The organism is Hymenobacter siberiensis (assembly GCF_018967865.2).
Lineage (GTDB): Bacteria > Bacteroidota > Bacteroidia > Cytophagales > Hymenobacteraceae > Hymenobacter > Hymenobacter siberiensis.
Window position 1 is genome coordinate 3397630 of sequence record NZ_JAHLZY020000001.1, and the last position, 21506, is coordinate 3419135.

The window sequence follows — 21506 nt, forward strand, 5'->3', positions numbered from 1 at the left end:
GGGCCGCCGGTTAGGCGGCCCGCTTCGGGACTTTACCAAGTAGCTTGGTTAATCAGGCTTTTGCTAACTAATCAGCCAACTCCTGCTCATAGGGCAGGTTAGACGACTGCGTTTGCGAGTACGGTACGTTCTGGGGGATAAAGTCCACATCCGAACCGGGCTTGCTATAGTCGTAGGGCCAGCGATATACCGCTGGAATCTCGCCGGGCCAGTTGCCGTGGCCGGGTACTACTGGTGTCGTCCACTCCAGCGTATTCGAGTTCCAAGGATTCTCCGTAGCCCGGCGGCCACGGAAGATGCTGTAGAAGAAGTTGAAGATGAAAATAAACTGGCCGAAGAAAGTAATGATGGCCGCAACCGAGATAAACTTGTTCATGTCCGCGAATTGCGAGAAAGCATCAAATCCAGTCCAGGCATAGTAACGACGGGGGAAACCGGCAATACCTACATAGTGCATCGGCATGAATATCAGATACACACCAGCGAACGTGAGCCAGAAGTGGATGTAACCCAGCTTGTCGTCCATCATACGGCCAAACATCTTGGGAAACCAGTGATAAACACCGGCAAACAAGCCGAAGAATGCCGCGCTACCCATTACCAAGTGGAAGTGAGCAACCACGAAATAGGTGTTGTGCATCTGGATATCCAGCGTTGCATTACCGAGAATGATACCCGTGAGGCCACCCGAGATAAACAGCGATACAAAACCAATAGAGAACAACATGGCCGCCGTGAAACGGATATTACCGCGCCAGAGCGTAGCCAGCCAGTTGAATACCTTCACACCCGAAGGCACAGCGATAATCAGCGTCAAGAACATGAATACTGAGCCTAGGAAGGGGTTCATTCCCGTTACGAACATGTGGTGAGCCCACACAACGAACGACAGCAGCGAGATACCAATCAGCGAACCAATCATGGCGCGGTAGCCGAAGATGGGCTTACGAGCATTAGTGGCAAGAACTTCCGATACCATACCCATAGCAGGCATGATTACGATATATACCTCGGGGTGCCCCAGGAACCAGAACAAGTGCTGGAACAATACCGGCGAACCGCCCTGGTTGCTCAATGCCTGACCGGCAATGTAGATGTCCGACAGGAAGAAAGAGGTACCGAAAGAACGGTCGAACACCAGCAGCAAAGCAGCCGCGAACAGGACCGGGAACGCGAGGATACCCAGAATGGCAGTCAAGAAGAAAGCCCAAATGGTAAGCGGCAGCTTGCTCATGCTCATACCACGGGTACGCATGTTGATGACCGTGGTCACGTAGTTTACACCACCCAGCAGCTGCGACACGATGAAGAACACCATGCTCACCAACCACAGCGTCATGCCAGCACCGGAGCCGGGAATGGCCTGCGGCAATGCACTCAGCGGCGGGTAGATTGTCCAGCCAGCAGCTGCTGGACCGGTTTCAATAAACAGCGAGGAGAACATAATAATGCTCGACAGGAAGAAGAACCAGTACGAGAGCATGTTCATGAAGCCCGAAGCCATGTCGCGGGCACCCACTTGCAGCGGAATCAGGAAGTTCGAGAAGGTACCGCTCAAACCGGCAGTCAGCACGAAGAATACCATGATAGTACCGTGCATCGTTACCAGTGCAAGGTAAAACTCAGGGTTCAACTTACCAGCCTGAATCCAGCCACCGAGAACGGGTTTCAACCACTCCATCGTGCCTTCGGGCCAGCCAAGCTGCAAACGGAATAAGCTCGAGAGAGTACCACCAATGATGGCCCACAGCATACCCGTAATCAGGTACTGCTTAGCAATCTGCTTGTGGTCCTGACTGAACACGTACTTCCACATCCAGTGCTGGTCGTGGTGCTCGTGCTCGTGGTCATCATGTAACAGGTGGTCGCCGTGCTCGATAGCCGGCACCGGAGCGGAACCAATACCGCCCTGCGTTTGCACGCCTGGAGAAAGATTTGGTTTGGGTGTCATGTCTGACATAGCAGAATACCGTTAGTAGTTATTAGTAAGAAGCAGCCAAAGGCACGGGAGCAGCTTCTTTTTCCTGAGGCGCGGTGGCTACGGGAGTAACCATCGATTTGACCTTCTGTTTGAAAGCAGCCAACACATCTGGGTTTTTTTGAGCAAATGATTGCTGAGCGGCGTACCAGTTCTGGTAATCGTCCGGCTCATCTACAATCACGGTTGCCTTCATAGCGAAGTGGCTACCGCCGCACACCTGGTTGCAAGCCAGCTCATAGTTGAACTTGGGGTTGCCCAGCTTAGCGCGCATCTCATCGGTGGTGGTGGTCGGCGTGAACCAGAAACGGGTCGGCATACCGGGCACTGCGTACATCTGCACGCGGAAGTGCGGCATATAAACGGCGTGCAGCACGTCGCGCGAGCGAATCTTAATCAAAACCGGAACGCCTTTAGGAACATGAATTTCGTTGGTAGTGAAGTCGTCAAGCGAAGACTTATCGCTCAGGTCAAAGCCCCACTCATTCACGGCATCAATCATGCGGTAATTGATAACACCCAGTTTCATGTCGCGGCCAGGGTAACGTACCAACCAGTTAAACTGCTTGCCCATTACTTCCACTACCACCGAGTTTTTGGGAGCCGGACCAGTAATACGGGTCCATGCTTTCCAACCAGCGAAAATCAGCGAAGCCATTACAATGGCCGGGATAATCGTCCAGATAACCTCAATCGTGTTGTTGTGCGCAAAGAAATAAGCCCGACGGCCTTCCTTGTGCTGGTACTTGTAAGCATACCAGAAAAGCAACACCTGAGTGATAGCAAATGCTACCCCAATCACTGTCATCGTAATCCAGAACATACGCTCCATCTGATGGCCGTGTACGGAAGCAATGGGAGGATTCATCTTACTGAAGTTTTCAACAAACGAATAAGCAAACCACGCGCCCCCGCCAATCATGAAAACCAGCATTAGAATAGCGTTAACGCTATTGCTAGTGCCAATATCGCGGGTGAAAGTACCCGAGAATATAGAGGTAAAAATCTGCAGGCGAAACAGCAGGCCGAATACGACCAACAGCAGCACCGACACCAGCAAAATGGTAAGAGCAGTCATTGAGTTTTTAGTATTGAGTACTAAGTGTTAAGAACTGAGCGCAGATTTTGTTATCAGCCTGCGCTCAGTTCTTCAATCTAAATTCTAGGTAGTGTGGTGAATGCTCTCGTCGAGGAACGGGTGATTAACCGGTACCAAAGAAGCCGAAGCCAGACGACGCGTAAACAAGATGAGGAACGCCCCAAGGAAGATTGCAGCAATACCAATCTCAATCAAGAACCCATTATCACCACGCAAAGTGCCCGGCATCAGCATCAAATAAAAGTCGGACCAGTGGCCACACAAAATGGCGATGGCAACGATTTTCATGATAATCATCTGGCGCTTCGCATCGCGGGTCATCAACCCCAGGAAGGGGAAAACGAAGTTGATTGCGATATTGAAGAAGAACAGGAAAGTGTAGCGGCCTTCAAAGCCACCGAGGCGCTGATTAAAGTAAACGGCTTCCTCGGGAAGGTTTGCATACCAAATCAACATGAACTGCGAGAACCATACATAGGTCCAGAAAATGCTGAAACCGAACATCAGCTTACCCAGGTCGTGGATATGGCTGGCGTTCAAGGCGCGCAGGTAACCAGCTTGCTTCAGGAAAATCGCAGTCAGTGCAATAGCTGCAATGCCGGATACCCACCACGAAGCGAAAACGTACCAGCCGAACATGGTGCTGAACCAGTGAGTGTCAACTGACATCACCCAGTCCCAGGCCGACATCGACGAAGTAACCGCGTACAGTACCAGAAACAGCGCTGAAGCATTGATGCTTTTGTGAAACCAAACAGTACCACCATTAAGGTCCTCTTGCAGCGACAGCCGACGCAGCTTCCAGCTGAAGTAAGCCCAGATACCGATGTAGATGATAGTGCGGATGAGGTAGAAAGGCAGGTTCAGGAAACCGCTTTTACCGGCGATGATAGCATCGTAGTTCGGGCTGCCTTTGTCCATGATGCCCTCGTGGGTCCAGTGGAAAATGTCGTGACGACCAACCAGAAAAACAATAAGCATAATCACACCACCCGGAATAACCCAGGCGCTAAGGGCTTCGGAAATGCGCTTCACCATTACCGACCAGCCAGCGTAAGCTACGTAGTTGATGGCCATGAACACCGTACCAACGGTGGACACGCCTAGGAAAAACAGGTTGCTGTGCCAGAGGCTTACAAGCACGCGCTTAACCAACACGGAACTACCCTCTTCATGGACGGCACCGTGCGCAGCGGCTGCATGACCTGCAGCTTCGCTATGCTCGGCTGCCCCCCAGCCCATTACCTGAGCCAGGATACCAATAATGAGTAATACCACACCGGTGACGATGATGGCAATAAATGTTTTACGGGCGCCATCCGTAACGACGAGCTGTTCAGCCGTGGCGCTTTCGTGGTGCGTCAGAGTTGCCATAGTGCGTTAGTTGGCGGTGCCGTTAGTTGCTTGGGTTTTGCCTTCGCCGGGGGTTTCAGCTCCGGTGCCAGCCTGTGCCTGCCCTACGGGGGCAGTGTTGGTGGCATCTTTCGTTTCAGTCGAGTCGCTGGTAGTCGTGTTGGTCGGGCCTTTAGAAATCAGCTTGCTGAGTGCATCAGGGCCTTCTCCAAGTTGCAGAACGTGCACATACATGGCAATTTTCCACCGCTCTTCGGGATTCACCTGCGAGCCATGAGGCATCATGCGGTTGCGGCCCCACTGGATGACGTGATAGATGTGGCCATCATTCATCGTCTTATAAGCACCAGCCGAGTAGTTTGGCACACCTTTGAAGATAATACCAACCGGACCCTGGCCATTGCCTTGCTCACCGTGGCAGTGCGAGCAAATGCGCGTGTAGAGCACTTTGCCTTCTTCCAGGTTAGCCTTGGTATATGCATAAGGGTTGTGAAGCACCCGCTCCGCAATTCGTACACTATCCTTCGGGATGTGGTCGAAATAGTTGAGCTTGCCACGGGGCACAGTTCCGTTTGCAGGAGTGCGCTCGTTGATACCAAACGAATTCACGGTGTTAAACGTGGTCTGGCGCAAGGGCTCGTAGGGGATGGATTCGTACATCTCCGGGGCATATTCTACGCCGGGGTCGTTTCCGTCGTGGGTGCAGGCCGTGGTGGCCAGTCCCAGGGACAGCAGCAGCGCCGAAACGCGCAGGCTCAGGGTCAGCGGATGCGTCATTAGTTGTTGGTCATTTCTTTTTGGTTGACTTCCGAAGCGCCGTTCTCGCGCAGCAGCTGGGTCAGCCGGGGAAATTGCGAGCTGGTTTCATCCAGTTCGATGGCCATTACGAACTTGTCGTCGGTGGCGCGTACGTCCATCACCGGTACCTTAAAGCGCGGATACAAACCCGTAATTGTAAAGAAGGTAATAGCCATGCCGTGACAGGTGAAGAACACCGTCAATTCGAAAGCCACCGGTACAAAAGCGGGCAGTGAAATGTGCGGCTTACCACCGATAATCATCGGCCAGTCGAAACCGAGCATGTAAATCTGCATCCACAGTGAGAAGGCCAGGCCCGTCATGCCAAAGAAGAAGGCAGCAATAGGCAGGCGCGAACGTTCGATGCCGAGCGCATCGTCGATGCCGTGCACCGGGTAAGGCGAAAACACGTCGTGGATTTTCACACCGGCGGCGCGCACGTTCTCAACGGCGTGCAGCAGTACATCCTCGTCTTCGAAGATGCCAAGGGCGAAGCGCTTAGTCATGCTGGTTATAAGTTACGGGAGCCGAAGCAGGCACACCTGGCGTAGAAGTTTGAACAGGGGCGTGGTGCGCCTTTGAGGGGTTGTAAGTCGGACCGTTATCAACGGTGTACTTCAAGATGGCTTTCACCTCGGCCATGTTAATCACAGGGAAGAACTTAGCAAAGAGCAGGAACAGCGTGAAGAACAGGCCGAGCGTACCAACGTACAGGCCGATATCGATAATCGTAGGCGAGAACATTGCCCAGCTCGACGGCAGGTAGTCGCGGTGCAGCGAGGTCACGATGATTACAAAGCGCTCGAACCACATGCCGATGTTAACCACAATCGACAGTGCGAACGTGAGCGGAATGCTGTAGCGTACGCGGCGGAACCACACCAACTGCGGCGTAATTACGTTGCAGGTCATCATCGAAGCGTAAGCCCACCAGTAAGGGCCGGTAGCGCGGTTGATGAAAGCGTACTGCTCAAATTCAACCTGCGAGTACCAGGCGATAAAGAATTCCGTGATGTAAGCCACACCCACGATGGAGCCGGTTACCATCATGATTTTGTTCATGAGAGCGATATGCTCCAGCGTGATGTAATCTTCGAGGCGGAAAACCACACGGGTAATCAGCATCAGGGTAAGCACCATAGCGAAACCCGAGAAGATTGCACCAGCTACGAAGTAGGGCGGGAAGATGGTGGTGTGCCAGCCCGGTACTACCGAGGTAGCAAAGTCCATCGATACAATGGTGTGTACCGAGAGTACCAGCGGGGTCGAAACACCAGCCAGAATCAGCGAAACCGTTTCGTAACGCGACCAAGCTTTGGCCGAGCCTTTCCAGCCGAAGCTCAGCATAGAGTAGCTGAACTTGGCGATAGGCCCCTTGGCACGGTCACGAATCGAAGCGAAGTCAGGAATCAGACCAATGTACCAGAACACCAGCGACACAGTGAAGTAGGTCGAGATGGCGAATACGTCCCAGAGCAGCGGCGAGTTAAAGTTGGCCCACAGCGAACCCAGCGTGTTTTGCAATGGGAATACGTAGAATGCCAACCATGGACGACCCATGTGCAACACCGGGAACATGGCGGCGCAGATTACGGCGAAGATGGTCATGGCTTCGGCGGCGCGGTTGATGGAGCTCCGCCATTTCTGACGAAACAACAGCAGTACCGCCGAAATCAGCGTACCGGCGTGGCCGATACCTACCCACCACACGAAGTTGGTGATGTCCCAAGCCCAGTTCACGGTTTTGTTCAGGCCCCACTCGCCGATGCCGTACCATACGGTGCGGTATACGGAGTAGAAGAACACTCCCAGAAAGAACAGCGCCACGCTCAGAGCAGCCATCCAACGGAGGTTGGGCTTGGCTTCTACCTGATAGCAGATGTCTTGCGTTACGTCGTGTAACGTCTTACCGCCAGTTACGAGCGGCTCGCGTACGGCTGATACGTGCTGCATAATTGATATAGATTAAGCGTTTTCTTAAGCTTCTTTGCTAAAGAACTCCGACTCGGAATTCCGAATCTTAGTCAGGTACGTCACGTTCGGCTGCACGTTGATGGAGTCGAGCGAGTGGAAAGCACGCTCACCATCTTCGCGACGGAGGAGCTTGCTGATACGGCTTTTAGGGTCTTTCATATCACCGAACACGATGGCATCGGTGGGGCACGACTGGGCGCAGGCGGTTACAATCTCGCCATCAACCGGGCGGCGCTTCTGCTTTTTGGCTTCGAGCTTACCGAGTTGAATGCGCTGCACGCAGAACGAGCATTTCTCCATCACACCGCGGGCACGAACCGTTACGTCCGGGTTCAGCACCATACGGCCAAGGTCAGTGAACATATGACCGTTCACGATTTCAAACTTCTCATTCGAATAGTACGAGAACCAGTTGAAGCGACGCACTTTGTACGGGCAGTTGTTGGCGCAGTAGCGCGTGCCGATGCAACGGTTGTAAGTCATCTGGTTGAGGCCTTCCGAGCTGTGCGTGGTAGCCAGTACCGGGCACACCGTTTCGCAGGGTGCGTGGTTGCACTGCTGACACATCATCGGCTGGAAAATAACCTGCGGATTCTCCGAAGGGTCTTCCATGGCGGCATAAGTAGCCACTTTGCCTTTGGTATCGAAGTCGCTCTTGTGCGTATCCGAGCTGTAATAGCGGTCGATACGCATCCAGTGCATCTCGCGGCGGTTGATAACCTGCTGCTTGCCCACTACGGCGGTGTTGTTTTCGGTCTGGCACCCAATCACGCACGAGCCGCAGCCAATGCACGAGTTGAGGTCCACGGCCATGCCCCAGTGGTGGTTGTTGTACTGGTAGTCCTGCCACAGCGATACTTTGCTGGGCGCTTCCAAGCCATCGGGCGTAGAAACTTTTTCGTACTCAGTTACTTCTTTCGGATTCTTCTTGTAATTGGCCAGCGTGTTCTCCTGCACTACCGGGCGGCGGTCCATCAGCGTCTGGTGCGTCTGGGTCTGCGCGATGGGCGAGGTTGCACTGGTCTTTTCCAGTGTCACCACGTTCATGTACTGAATACCATTAGCCATCAATGCCAGCGGAGCAGCATTTTCACCTACTCTATCACCGGCTTTGCCAGCCATTGTACGGCCGTAGCCGAGGGCGATGCTCACGGTGCCGTTGGTCTGGCCGGGCTGAATCAGTACGGGCAGCTCAATGCTGTGGCCGTTAGCCGTCACCTTTACTACGTCGCCCTGCTCCCACTTATTGGCAATAGCCATGGCGCGGGGTATGGCTACATAGTTACCCCAGGTTGCTTTCGAAATTGGGTCAGGCAGTTCCTGCAGGAAGGGGTTGTTAGCTCCGCAGCCATCAGCACTAAGTCCTACTTTTTCGTAGAGGGCCAGCTCAACGCCATTCTGCTTGGCGGCGCCGCTCAACTGCGAGGCAGCGGCGGCGGCGCTCATAGCCGTCATGGCCGGAGCAGCGGGCAGGGCGGTGCCCATAGCCACACCATCGTGAACCACTTTATCCCAGGCAGCATCTGTGGGGGTGATACCACGCCAGTTGGCGCGCAGGAAACGGTAGTAAGTCGTATTGTTACCAGCCCAATGCAGCAGGCTTTCCTGAGCCTGACGCGTGGTGAACAGTGGCGTAATAACCGGCTGAGACAGGCTTAGGAAGCCAGTTTTTGGCTCGAAGTCGTTCCACGATTCCAGCCAGTGGCTGTCAGGGGTAGCGTACTGGCAGAGGCTGCCGGTTTCGTCCAAACGGTCGTTGAACGAGATGGTGAGCGGCACTTTGGCAATGCCCGCCTTCACCTTGTCGCCCATCGGGTGGTTGAACACCGGGTTGGCATTGTAGAAAATAACAGCACCTACGCTGCCATTATTCATGTCGTTTACCAGCGCGGCCATACGAGCGTCGTCGCCCTGACGCACGTTGCTCGAAGCAGCATCGATGGTGGTGCCAGCATTACCGAGCGCCTGGTTGATGGCAGTAACCAGCGACTGCACGGCCGGGTCGTTCGAACCCGAAACCACGAGGCCGGCGCTGCCGCTTGCCTTCAACTCAGCAGCAGCAGTAGCCAGTTGCTTACCATAAGGAACGGAAGTCGAAACGCTGCCGCCGCTTACCACGGCATTGTACAGTGCGAGTGCTATTGCACCCTGCTCCGAAGGCTTCACCGGCACACGCACGTCGGCATTGGAGCCGGTGAGCGACATGGCAGTCTCGAACTGGAAGTGGCGCGACATGGTGCGCTTGTCCGTGCTCACCTTACGGTTGACTACGTACTGCTTGGCATACTCTACCGGCGAAATCCAGGTACCGAGGAAGTCGGCACCGAGGCTTACGATGACGTTGGCTTTGCTGAAATCGTAGCCGGGCACCACACCGCCGTTGGCTTGCAGCAGGCCGGTGGCCGACTGCGCATCATACATGACGTGGGTGGTATTGGGGTAGCGGGCTGCGAATTCGGCAATGGCCTTCTTCGTGCTGGGGCTGATAATCGTGTGCGACACGATGGCAATGCGGCCCGTGGTACCCGCCAGCTTCGTACGGATTTCCTGGTCCACCTGCTTCATCTCGGCCTTCTGACCTTTGATGGCAAAGTGCTGCAAACGACCACCGTCGTAAAGGCTCAACACGGCGGCCTGAGCGCGGGCCGACAGACCACCTTTGGTGATGGGCGACTCGGGGTTACCCTCCAGCTTAATCGGCCGGCCTTCGCGGGCCTTTACTAATACGGCGTTGTAGTCCGAGCCAATGAAGTAAGTAGAAGCGTAGAAGTTGGAAATGAGCGGGTCAATTTCCTCGGGCTTGTTCAGATACGGAATGGCCTTAATAACCGGCGTCTCGCACGAAGCGAGTACGGCGGCACCTACGCCGAAACCCATTAGCTTGAGGAAGTCGCGGCGGGGAGCCGAGGTATCGTCTTTGCTCTCGTGGCTTTCCTTTACCGGCATGAACTCGGCAAAGGCCGATTGCATGAACTCCGGGGCGCTTTCCAGTTCCTCAATTCCTTTCCAGTACTTCATTTGGGAGGGTAATCAGTAATCAGTATTGGGTAGTCAGTAGTTAATAACGAGCAGGCTAGAATACTGACTACCCAGTACTCCCTACTGAAATCATATTATTAGTAGTGGCACTTCGAGCACTCGGTGCCGCCGTTCGACGACACGGTGAAGGGAGCGCCGGCATTCTTGGTGTCGTGCAGCTTCACGAGGTTGTCGTAGTACTTGTTGTCCTTCGTATTGAGGGGCATCTCGCGGTGGCAATTGATGCACCAGCCCATGGTGAGGGCCGAGTATTGGTATACCACTTCCATGTTCTGGATGGGGCCGTGGCAGGTCTGGCACTGGAGGCCAGCCACCTGCGTGTGCTGCGAGTGGTTGAAGTAAGCCAAATCAGGCAGGTTGTGAATACGAACCCACTGAATTGGCTGCTTGCGCTCGATAGCGCGGTAGATTTTCTTGATTTCGGGCGACTCTGTCTTAATCTGCGAGTGGCAGTTCATACAGATGTTGGCCGAAGGAATGTTGGCGGATTTGCTCTTGTATACCGACGTGTGGCAGTAGGCGCAGTTAATCTGGTTGGTGCCAGCGTGCAGCTTGTGCGAGAAAGCAATGGGCTGCGTGGGCTGGTAGCCCTGGTTCAAGCCAACGGCCATTACGCTTTGCACACCTTCGTAAAGTAAAACAAGCGCGAAAACGACACCTACAATACCACGCAATACGGGCGAGCGGTAAAACTTACCCCAGTCGAAGCGCTGCTCCAGAATTTCGATGTCGCGGCCGTCGAGGTCTTTGCGACCACGCAGTACATCCTTCATCAGGTTACCAATGATAACGAGGGTTACCACCAGCACAATCAGCACTACTACAAGGACAATGAGGAGGATGTCCATGTATTTGCCCGCACCGGCTTCGGTACCGCCAGCAGCAGATCCATCGGCAGCAGCACCGGTGGCAGGAACACCACCGGCTACAGCAGCGGTTTTGCCTTCTTCCGAAGTGATGTACGCAACGATAGAAGTGATTTCCTTGTCCGACAGGGCGAAGGAGGGCATCTGCTGTTTGTTGAACTTGTTGTAGAGCGCTACGGCATAATCATCGCCGCTGGCTACTACTTTGCTGGAGTTCTTAATCCAGGGCAAAATCCAGGAGATGGGACGACGCTTGGTGATGCCACCGAGGGCGGGACCAACTACCTGCTCATTCACAGCGTGGCACTGGGCACAGTTGCCTTTGAAAAGCGCATCGCCGGCGGCGATGGCAGCAGCATCGCCACCGCCGGCAGCCGGAGCAACAGCGGTTGCGGGAGTAGCTGCGGCGGTGGCGCCGGGAACTACCCCATCCTTTTTAACATCGGCGGGTGCCTGGGCCGAAGCCTGCTGGATGCCAGCAAACGTGAGCACTAGTGCCAGCAACAAATGAGGTAACGAACGAAGTCGAATGCTATTCATAAGAAAATAGACGGTAAAACGAAATGCTAGGGGCATTTCAAGGCCACAAATGTAGGTCAGGAATCGTAGGCGGCAAAAAGTAAAAGGCAATTTCCGGGCATTTGCAGCCGTTTGGATTGGCGATTATATAGGTTTTTGGCCGCAAGGCAGATAATGGCAGAGAGCGAATGAATGAGCCGTGACAGCATCAAAAGCAACCGGCGAATACTAGTTAGGAGGTGATTTCTAAAGCACTAAATCTGAACTACCAGCAGCCGCTTTTGTTAGCTCGCGCCAAGTATTTTGACGGATATTTTTCATGTGATGAGTAGTGGCGGGGCCCTGATTTTTACCTCATCCCATTTCCTGCTTACGATTATTAGGTTAGCAACGGCCATGTCAGAGGAAGGCGAGTGGTAGGATTACGGAATGGGCAGCGCGGGTATCAGGCAATTTGGACGGATGAGTAGGGCGGCCTTGGCAATGTGCCGGAAAGTCAGTACCTTTGCGCCCCAATCAATTTTTTTCACCCACAATTCACCCCCATCGTAATGGAACAAAGAAATTACGAGACGGTCTTCATCGTAACTCCCGTATTGAACGAGAGCCAGGTGCAAGAAACGGTCGAGAAGTTCACTCAGGTGCTTAAGGAAAATAGCGCCGCCCTTTTGTCAAACGAAGCCTGGGGCCTGCGCAAGCTGGCTTACCCGATTCAAAAGAAGAACACAGGCTACTATTTCTGCCTGTCGTACACTGGCGAAGGCAACATCGTAGACGTGCTCGAACTGGCTTTCCGCCGCGACGAGCGTGTTATTCGTTTCCTCACGACCGTGCTCGATAAGCACGCCGTGGAGTACAACGCCCGCCGCCGCAACGGCGAAATGAACCAGCAGAAGGCTGCCAAAGAAACCGAAGCCGTAGCCCAATAATTTAGCAACGACATGGCATCTCCCGCATTCAACCGCAACAACGACCGGTCGGCTATGAACAAGCCGCAGGACACTCGTAAGAAATATTGCCGCTTCAAGAAGAACGGCATCAAGTACGTGGACTACAAAGACCCGAACTTCCTGCTGAAGTTTGTGAACGAGCAGGGCCGCGTGCTGCCCCGTCGCCTCACCGGCACCAGCCTGAAATTCCAGCGCAAAGTGACTCAGGCCATCGCTAAGGCCCGCCACTTGGCCCTGATGCCGTACGTAGCCGACGCCCTGAAATAAATTTTGAATGTTGAGGGTTGAGTGTTGAATGTTGAGTGTGGATTTTCCAACTCAACCCTCAGCATTCAACACTCAGAATTTCTACAAGACATGGAAATCATCCTCAAAGACGACGTTAAGGGCCTCGGGTACAAGAACGACATCGTGACCGTGAAATCGGGCTACGGTCGCAACTTCCTGTTGCCGCAGGGTCTGGCCATGCTGGCCGACAAGACGAATAAAAAAATCACGGCCGAGAACGTGCGTCAAGCCGCTCACAAAGCCGATAAAATCAAAGGTGACGCTCAAGCCATTGCCGACCAGATTGGTAACATGGTGCTGGAAATCCCCGCTAAGGTGGGTGAGAGCGGCAAAATCTTTGGTCGCGTAACCACGCTGCAATTGGCCGAAGCGCTGAAAGCCAAGGGTGTGGACATCGACCGTAAGCGTTTGTCGTTCGACCAAGAGCCTGCTTCGGCTGGTGATTACACCGCCACGGCTAACCTGCACAAGGAAGTGAAGCACACGATTAACTTCCGCGTAGTAGCCGAGTAGTCTCGGTTTCTTTGCTAGATTGAAAAAGCCCTGCCTGCTGGTAGGGCTTTTTTTATTCCGGTTCTCGGGCCATAGCCCGGTTACGGGCTATTTTTGCTTTAATGTTTAGAACTGAATTGACAATTGCCCCGGCCACCGGCCAGCTGACGCGCACGGCGCGGGTGCTCACCATGGGCTCGTGCTTCGCCGACAGCATTGGTACACGACTGGTTTCCAATAAGATAGAAGCACGGGTGAACCCGTTTGGCACCGTATTCCAGCCACTAGCGCTGGCGCGGCTGCTGCGAGCCGCCGCTGGCGAAGACGTGGATTGGCAGCGGCATCTTGTGCAGGCTCGTGGCCGCTGGCAGAGCTACGACCTGCACGGCAGCATCGGGGCCGATTCGCCGGTGGAGCTGCTGCAGCACATTCAGGACCTGGTGCGGCAAACGGGCGAGTTTCTGCGCAATACCGATGTGGTATTGCTGACGCTGGGCACGGCCTGGGCCTACCGCCTGCGCGAAACCGGCGAGCTGGTGAGCAACTGCCACAAGCAGTCGAGTGACCTGTTTGTGCGCGAACTGCTGACGCCAGATGAAATCATCAATGCCTTGGCGGAGACGCATGCTTACCTGCGCCGCATTAACCCGGAGCTTCGCTTTGTACTGACGGTGAGCCCCGTACGGCATCTGAAAGATACGCTGCCGCTGAACTCGGTGAGTAAGTCCGTGTTGCGGCTGGCCACGCACATTGTGAGCGACCTGCTGCCGGGCGTGGCTTACTTTCCGGCTTATGAGCTGCTGATGGATGATTTGCGCGACTACCGCTTTTACGCGGCCGATATGCTGCATCCGTCGGAAGTGGCGGAGGACTATATCTGGGAGAAATTTGCCCGCACGTATTTCGACGCTGATTTTGGGCGTTTCCGCAAGGAGTGGGCGGCGGTTCGGCAGTCGCTGGGCCACCGGCCGCTGCATGAGGGCGCACCCGAGCACCGGCAATTCCTGGAGAGTACCCGCGAAAAGCTCGAGCAGATGAGCCTACGTAAAGTGGACGTGGCCGATGAGCTGCGCACGGTGCAAACGCGCATTGCGGCACTTCCGGAGCCGTTGCAGCCGCAAGCAGCGGCCGATTTGGACGACGACGAGGAGCGGATTGATATTGGCGAGGGTTCGGTGGCCTCGATAGCGACACGCGTAGCTCCGACTGGTGAAGCTGCAACAGCTGAAACGCAGCAATCAGCTAACGATAATGCTAGTAGCCGCCCACCTCGTTTGTCGCCGGAAGAATTCCGGGCGCAGCGAACGGGCCGTTCGGACCGACCTGAGCGCGGGCGGCGTGACGGCCGTGGCAAAGGCCAGGTGGCTTCGCTTACCGAAACGGAGGCATTCCAGGCCGCGAGTTTTGGGGAAGCAGACGAATTTGCGCAACAGCCCTTCCTCGGCGATAAAGATTCGGCACCGGCGGAGCTAACTCCCATGGCAGTTGCGCCCGAAGCAACCATTGGTGCGCCCGTTTCGGAACAGGATGCGGATGACCAGGAGCCCGGCCGCAAGAAGAAACGCCGCTCGCGCGGTGGTGCCAAGCGCACGGCACGAAAGCACGCCCTGCGCCTCGCCGCCGAATCGGAGGTGGATGAAAGCCAACTGCCGGCATCGGAAGCGGCTTTGGAAGCGGCGACCGGCGCATTGCCGAATGAGGCAGGCGGGCGTTCGGATGCGCAGAAATCGAGCGTTATCACCAAATCGCAGCCGGTGAAACGGGGCGGCCGACGCAATGAGCCGGGCCGCGTGCCGCGCGTAGAGCTGTTTGCCGCTCCGGCAGCCGATGGGGCTTTCGTTACGCAAGCATCTGCTATTCAGACCGAAGTGCCGGCACTGATTGACTTCGACTCGACGATGGATGCACCGCAGGTAGTGAGCAGTAATGCTGAGGCAGATTTGACTGCTTCCAGCGCTCCTTCCCGCAACAGCCGCAATCGGAACAAGAAAAAGGCCCGCAAACAAACGGCTGATACCAATGCGGCGGGTAGCATTGAGTCGGGTGCTTCTGGACTGGAAATGAATCATTCATCGCCGGTTGCTGGTAGCGAGCAGCTTGCTGCTCCCCGCGAATCGGAGCCAGCCGTTGAAAGCCAGCGCGGAAATACGCGGCAGTCGCAGGAAACAGTGGCAGCGCTGCCAGTAAGTGGGCAGGCCATGGCCGCCGTTTCAGCGGTGGCCGCCGATGCTGCTGATACTGGTGAAGCCCCCGTGGCAAAGCCAGCCCCGGCCAAGCGCACGGGGCGTAAGAGCCGGGCCGCTATTGGTGGCCGGGCAGAAAAGCCGGCCATTGATACGCCGGTAATTCCGGTGATTGACCCTACGATTGTTCGTACGCAAGTAGCCGCCGGCCGCATGATGGGCTCCTCGGCCACGCTGATAGCGCAGACTCCCACGCCGAAAGCGGCCGCGACCAAAGCGGTGGTACCCAAGGCTGCCGTGGCTAAAGTGGTAGCACCGGTAGCGCCTAAAGCGGCCGTGGCTAAGACGGCTGCTCCGAAAGCTAAACCGGCTAAACCGGCTAAACAGGCTAAAGCGGCTGCAGTAGCACCAACGGCTGTCCTGCCTAGCGCACCAGTAGCGGCTGTTGCTACGCCCGCTACAACGACTCCAGCCCCTTCAGCATCGAAGCGTAAACCGGCCGCGAAAGCCAAGGCTGTAGCGGCTCCGGTTTCGCCCGTAGCGCAGGAGCCGGTTGCTGCTACAAAAGTGGCCCCGGTAGCTGCAGTTAAAGCCAAATCAGCTAAAACGACTCCGAAGCCTGTTGCTGCGGCAGTTGAAAAGAAGGTAGCGGAGGCAGCTAAGGTAGTGTCCAAAAAGGCGGCGGCTAAAGCGGCTCCGAAGGCAGCAGCGACCAAAGCAGCTGCTCCGAAAAAAGCAGTAGCCAAGACTGAGAAAGCGGCTAAACCGGCGGCTAAGTCAGCGGCCAAGCCATCGGCTAAACCCAAAACACCTAAAAAGTCAGCTTAGCTTTCAGATTTTAGGCTGGTGAAACCCGGCTAGTTGCGTTATTTATTTCCCAGACCCGGCTTTTTTCGCCGGGTTTGGTATTTCAGCACCTCCCCTACTCCGCTTCTATATGGCCCACGCTGCTTCGCACACCAACCGCCTCGCCGAGGAAACCAGCCCTTATCTGCAACAGCACGCCCACAATCCCGTGGACTGGTACCCGTGGGGTCCCGAGGCGCTAAACCGTGCCCAAACCGAGCAAAAGCCTATTCTGGTGAGCATCGGCTACGCGGCCTGCCACTGGTGCCATGTGATGGAGCGCGAATCGTTCGAGAACGAGGCCGTAGCGGCAGTGATGAACGCGCATTTTGTGTGCATCAAGGTTGACCGCGAGGAGCGGCCCGATGTGGACCAGATTTACATGGATGCGCTGCACGCCATGGGTTTGCAGGGCGGCTGGCCGCTGAACGTGTTTCTGACCGCCGACGCCAAGCCTTTTTACGGCGGCACCTACTTCCCGCAGGGCAATTGGACCAAACTGCTCACCAACATCGGCCAGGCTTACGCCGGTGAGCACCGCACCGAGTTAGAACAGTCGGCCGAGCGGTTTATGGAGGTGATTGGCAAGAGCGAGCTGGCCAAGTATGGCGGGCACAACCGCAACGCGGCCCAGGAAGCCGATTACGCGGCGCTGGAGGCCATTGGTGTAGCACCCGAAACCGGCCCGGCCGGCGTTTCCGAAGAGGAATTCAAGCTACTGGTGTACAATCTGAGCACCAGCTTTGACCGCGAGCGCGGCGGCACGAACCGCGCCCCGAAGTTTCCGATGCCCAGCATCTGGCGTTTTTTGCTGCGGGCCCACGCCATTAGCGGCAGCCGGGCCGTGCTGGACCAGGCCGTACTGACTTTGCGCGAAATGGCCTGGGGCGGGATTTATGACCAGGTGCACGGCGGATTTGCCCGCTACTCGGTGGATGGCGAGTGGCTGGCCCCGCACTTCGAGAAGATGCTGTATGACAACGGCCAACTAGTGAGCCTGTACAGCGAGGCTTTCCAGCTGACGCAGGACGAGCTTTTTCGGGAAACGGTGTACGATACCATCGAATTTATCCGGCTGGAGCTGACCAATGATGAGGGCGGCTTTTATTCGTCGCTCGATGCCGACAGCGAGGGCGAAGAAGGAAAGTTTTACGTTTTCACGAAGCAGGAACTGCAAGGGATTCTGGGCGATGAGGAGCAGCTGTTTTCTGCGTACTACAACTGCACGGCCGTGGGCAACTGGGAACACGGCCGCAACATCCTGCACCGCCGCGAAACCGATGTAGACTTTGCAACCGCTCATCAGCTGGCACCGGGCATTCTGCCCGAGCTGGTGACGGGCTGGAAACAGAAAATAATGGCCGTGCGCGCCACCCGCGTGCGCCCCGGCCTCGACGACAAAGTTCTCACCGGCTGGAATGCGCTCATGCTCCAAGGCCTGACGGATGCCTACCGCGCCTTCGGCGAGCCCGAATTCCTGGCCATGGCTGAGCACAACGCCCGCTTCATCGAAGCCAACCTGCGCAACGGGGCGCGCCTGTATCGGACCTGCAAAGACGGCCGCGCCAGCATCAGCGGCTTCCTGGAAGACTATGCGCTGGTCATTCAGGCTTATATCAGCCTCTACGAGGTCACCTTCGCCGAAAAGTGGCTGCGCGAAGCCGAGGTGCTGACGGAATACGTGCTGGCCAACTTCTTCGACCCCACCGAAACGCTGTTTTTCTACACCGACAGCAACGCTGAGCCGCTTATTGCCCGCAAAAAAGAGCTGTTCGACAACGTGATTCCGGCGTCCAACTCCATCATGGCGCACAACCTGCGCCGCCTGGGCCGCCATCTTGAGAAGGCGAAATACACGGACCTGGCGGCCGAGATGCTGCTTCAGCTGCGCCACCTCGTGGTGAAAGAGCCGCAACACCTCACCAACTGGGCTTCGCTCTACGCCGCGCTGCTGCGGCCGGGAGCCGAAATTGCCATTCAGGGCCCGGAAGCGGACACGTATCGCGAAGGGATGAGCCGCAATTTCCTGTTCGATACCGTGCTGGCCGGCACTGAAGCCACCTCGGAGCTGCCGCTGCTGAAGCTGCTGCCCACGCCCACAGATGGACGCACGGCGGTGCACATCTGCCGCAACTATGCCTGCCAGGCCCCGGTTTATAACGTAGCCGATGCGCTGGCGGCGCTGTAGTATGCTGGCTGCGGTTTAGCGCGCCATTAGCCCGTGCGCCGGCCTTAGCGTGCTGGCCGCAGTTTAGCGCGGCGCGCTAAACTGCGGCCAGCATGCCCCAGCATGCCCCAGCATGCCCCAGCATGCCCCAGCATGCCCCAGCATGCCCCAGCATGCCCCAGCATGCCCCAGCATGCCCCAGCATGCCCCAGCATGCCCCAGCATGCCCCAGCATGCCCCAGCATGCCCCAGCATGCCCCAGCATGCCCCAGCATGCCCCAGCATGCCATTAGCCCGTGCGCCGGTCTTATCTTTACTATCCGCCCCTACGCTATACCTGTTTTGAGTCTTACGCTTGATTTTATTTCCCCGGCCGCCGCGCCCGCGCCCGACCGGGTGACGCTGTTTGCCGACGTTATTCTGCCGCTGCCCCTGCCCCGGCTCTACACCTACCGGGTGCCGTATGAGCTGAACGACAACGTGGTGATTGGTGGGCGCGTCATCGTGCAGTTTGGGGCTAAAAAGACGCTTAGCTGCATTGTGGCGGCTGTGCACGAAACCGCGCCCAAGGACTATCAGGCCAAGTACATTCTCGAATTTATTGATGATGCGCCGGTGGTCACGCAGGCACAGCTCAAGCTCTTTCGCTGGATGGCCGACTATTATATGTGCACCATCGGCGAGGTGATAAACGCCGCGTTGCCTTCGGCGCTCAAGCTCAGCTCGGAGTCGCGCATTCAGCTGCACCCCGGGTTTTCGCGGGAGGAAAACGAGTACCCGCTCTCCACGCAGGAGGAGCTGATTGTGGACGCGCTGGGCGCAGTGGAAGATGGCAAAGCCCTGACCTTTACCGAGGTTGGCGACTTGCTGGGTATCACGTCCTTCCACAAGGTCATCAAGTCCTTGATGCACAAGGACGTCATTTTCCTCTTCGAACACACGGCAGATAAGTACGCGCCTAAGGTGGTGAAAAAGGTGCGGCTGGCGCACCATTTCGTATCGGAGGCTTCGCTGGAGCAGCTATTTGAGCAGCTCACCAGCAAGCCTAAGCAGCTCGATGTGCTGATGAAGTACATGCAGCGCGTGCCCGTGTACCAGAACGAGCACGCCAACCAGAACGGCATTGAAAAGGCCTACCTGGCCAGCAACCCGCACCTTTCGGCCTCGGCGGTAAACACGCTCATCAAGAATGGCGTACTGGAGCAGTTTGATGTGATTGTAAGCCGCTTTCCGGTCGAAAACGAAGGCGCCATTCACCTGAATTTCGCTCTGACGGAGGCCCAGACCTCGGCGCGGGATGAGATTATGGCGCACTTCGGCGAGAAGGAAATTGTGCTGCTGCACGGCGTGACCGGCGCGGGCAAAACCGAGATTTACATCGACCTCATCCGCAAGGCCATGGAGGGTGGCGGACAGGTGCTGTACCTGCTACCCGAAATTGCCCTCACGGCCCAGATTGTGACCCGGCTTATTCGCGTGTTCGGCTCGCGGCTGGGCGTATATCATTCCAAATTCTCGGATAACGAGCGGGTGGAAGTATGGAATGGCGTGCTCTCGGGCCGCTTTCAGGTGGTAGTGGGGGTGCGCTCGGCAGTATTTTTACCATTTGATAATTTGTCGCTGCTAATTGTAGACGAGGAGCACGAGTCGAGCTACAAGCAGTACGACCCCGCCCCGCGCTACAACGCCCGCGAAGTAGCCCTGATGATGGCCAACTTTCAGGGGGCCAAAACCCTGCTGGGCTCGGCTACGCCGGCCGTGGAGACCTACTACCAGGCCAAGCAGGGCCGCTACGGGCTGGTCACGCTCAGCAAGCGCTTCGGCGAGGCGGGCATGCCGGAGGTGGTGCTGGTGGACACCCGCAAGGCCCGCGAGCAGAAAACCATGCACAACCACTTCACCGCCGACCTGCTGGGCGAAGTGGAGCGCACCCTGGGCCGCCAGGAACAGGTGATTCTGTTCCAGAACCGGCGCGGCTACGCGCCCGTGGTGGCCTGCCAGGACTGCGGCTGGATACCCAAATGCACCAACTGCGCCGTGAGCCTGAGCTACCACAAGCACAGCCACGAGCTGCGCTGCCACTACTGCGGCTACCACGACAGCATGGTAACCCAATGCCCTGCCTGCGGCTCGCGGGCCGTGAAAACCCAGGGTTTCGGCACCGAAAAGATTGAGGACGACCTCAAAATCATGCTCCCGCAGGCCAACATCCAACGGATGGACCTGGACACGACCCGCGCCAAAAACAGCTACCAGCAAATCATCGGTGACTTCGAGAAGCAGACCACCAACGTGCTGGTAGGCACCCAGATGGTAACTAAAGGCCTCGATTTCGCCAACGTGAGTCTCGTGGGCATCATCAACGCCGACAGCATCATTCATTACCCCGATTTCCGGGCGCACGAGCGGGCCTACCAGATGTTTGTGCAGGTGAGCGGCCGGGCCGGGCGCAAGGGCAAAAAGGGCAAGGTCATCATCCAGACCTCGGACCCCACGCAGGTAATTTTCGACAAGGTTATCCGCAACGACTACATCGAGTTCTACAACTACGAAATCGTGCAGCGGCACGAGCACGGCTATCCGCCCTTCATGCGCGTCATCAAGATGACGGTGAAGCACATCGACCAGGGCGTGGGCGAGGCAGCAGCTATTCTGCTAACCCAGGAGCTGGTGGACCGGCTGGGCCGCGCCGCTGTGCTGGGTCCGGAAGCACCCTACATCTTCCGCATCCGTAATTTCTATCTGCAGGAAATCACCATCAAGCTCGACCGGGCCCACACCGTGCTCAAGCAGGCTAAGCAGATGATTTGCGAAGCCATGGACGTGGTGAAAGACCAGAAGGAATTCCGCCAAGCCCGCCTCGTGGCCGATGTCGACCCGATGTGACCACGGATTTTACGGATTTGGTGGACGTGCGAGCATGTGCCGTCAAAAATTAAAAAGCCCCGATTGCA

General features: G+C 56.4%; 14 protein-coding genes. 6 read left to right on the forward strand and 8 right to left on the reverse strand.

The genetic code is table 11. From position 1 onward, the window contains the following. Positions 1 to 67 precede the first annotated feature (67 nt). The 8 genes from KQ659_RS15070 to KQ659_RS15105 form a co-directional block, all read right to left on the reverse strand. On the reverse strand, positions 68 to 1960 hold the full coding sequence (locus KQ659_RS15070) for a cytochrome c oxidase subunit I (protein ID WP_226915777.1): 1893 nt from the start codon (positions 1958 to 1960) through the stop codon (positions 68 to 70). 22 nt (positions 1961 to 1982) lie between these two features. Further along, complete coding sequence (locus tag KQ659_RS15075; protein ID WP_216680300.1) at positions 1983 to 3056, reverse strand: cytochrome c oxidase subunit II; 1074 nt, start codon at positions 3054 to 3056, stop codon at positions 1983 to 1985. An 84-nt stretch (positions 3057 to 3140) separates the two neighbouring features. Next, positions 3141 to 4451: a quinol:cytochrome C oxidoreductase gene (locus KQ659_RS15080; RefSeq protein ID WP_226915776.1), complete on the reverse strand. Its 1311-nt coding sequence runs from the start codon at positions 4449 to 4451 to the stop codon at positions 3141 to 3143. Positions 4452 to 4457: 6 nt separating this feature from the next. Further along, positions 4458 to 5207 carry a c-type cytochrome gene (locus tag KQ659_RS15085; protein ID WP_216680299.1) on the reverse strand — a complete coding sequence of 250 codons (750 nt, stop codon included), beginning with the start codon at positions 5205 to 5207 and terminating at the stop codon, positions 4458 to 4460. Next, entirely contained in the window at positions 5207 to 5734 is a 528-nt protein-coding gene (locus tag KQ659_RS15090; protein ID WP_216680298.1) for a DUF3341 domain-containing protein, read from the reverse strand. The genes KQ659_RS15085 and KQ659_RS15090 overlap by 1 nt, the downstream gene beginning before the upstream one ends. After that, complete coding sequence (gene nrfD / locus KQ659_RS15095) at positions 5727 to 7181, reverse strand: NrfD/PsrC family molybdoenzyme membrane anchor subunit (RefSeq protein ID WP_226915775.1); 1455 nt, start codon at positions 7179 to 7181, stop codon at positions 5727 to 5729. The genes KQ659_RS15090 and nrfD overlap by 8 nt, the downstream gene beginning before the upstream one ends. Positions 7182 to 7205: 24 nt before the next feature. Beyond that, positions 7206 to 10220 carry a TAT-variant-translocated molybdopterin oxidoreductase gene (locus KQ659_RS15100; protein WP_216680297.1) on the reverse strand — a complete coding sequence of 1005 codons (3015 nt, stop codon included), beginning with the start codon at positions 10218 to 10220 and terminating at the stop codon, positions 7206 to 7208. A 98-nt stretch (positions 10221 to 10318) separates the two neighbouring features. Further along, a complete protein-coding gene (locus KQ659_RS15105; RefSeq protein WP_216688294.1) occupies positions 10319 to 11647 on the reverse strand; it encodes a cytochrome c3 family protein in 1329 nt (442 codons plus the stop codon). A 530-nt stretch (positions 11648 to 12177) separates the two neighbouring features. Between KQ659_RS15105 and rpsF the strand changes: the two genes are divergently transcribed. From rpsF to priA, 6 genes are all read left to right on the forward strand, one after another. Continuing rightward, positions 12178 to 12555 (forward strand): 30S ribosomal protein S6, encoded by a 378-nt coding sequence (gene rpsF / locus KQ659_RS15110; protein WP_168675107.1) that lies wholly within the window; start codon positions 12178 to 12180, stop codon positions 12553 to 12555. 54 nt (positions 12556 to 12609) lie between these two features. Next, the gene (gene rpsR, locus KQ659_RS15115; protein WP_035561439.1) at positions 12610 to 12843 is read left to right on the forward strand and encodes a 30S ribosomal protein S18; all 234 of its coding nucleotides are present in this window, start codon (positions 12610 to 12612) and stop codon (positions 12841 to 12843) included. A gap of 90 nt (positions 12844 to 12933) precedes the next feature. Next, the gene (rplI, locus tag KQ659_RS15120; protein ID WP_216680295.1) at positions 12934 to 13377 is read left to right on the forward strand and encodes a 50S ribosomal protein L9; all 444 of its coding nucleotides are present in this window, start codon (positions 12934 to 12936) and stop codon (positions 13375 to 13377) included. Positions 13378 to 13478: 101 nt separating this feature from the next. After that, positions 13479 to 16367, forward strand: coding sequence for a GSCFA domain-containing protein (locus KQ659_RS15125; protein ID WP_216688293.1), 2889 nt, complete (start codon positions 13479 to 13481; stop codon positions 16365 to 16367). Between the two features lie 109 nt (positions 16368 to 16476). After that, a complete protein-coding gene (locus KQ659_RS15130; RefSeq protein ID WP_216688292.1) occupies positions 16477 to 18573 on the forward strand; it encodes a thioredoxin domain-containing protein in 2097 nt (698 codons plus the stop codon). Between the two features lie 321 nt (positions 18574 to 18894). Next, positions 18895 to 21438, forward strand: coding sequence for a replication restart helicase PriA (priA, locus tag KQ659_RS15135; protein ID WP_226915773.1), 2544 nt, complete (start codon positions 18895 to 18897; stop codon positions 21436 to 21438). The last annotated feature ends 68 nt before the right edge of the window (positions 21439 to 21506 follow it).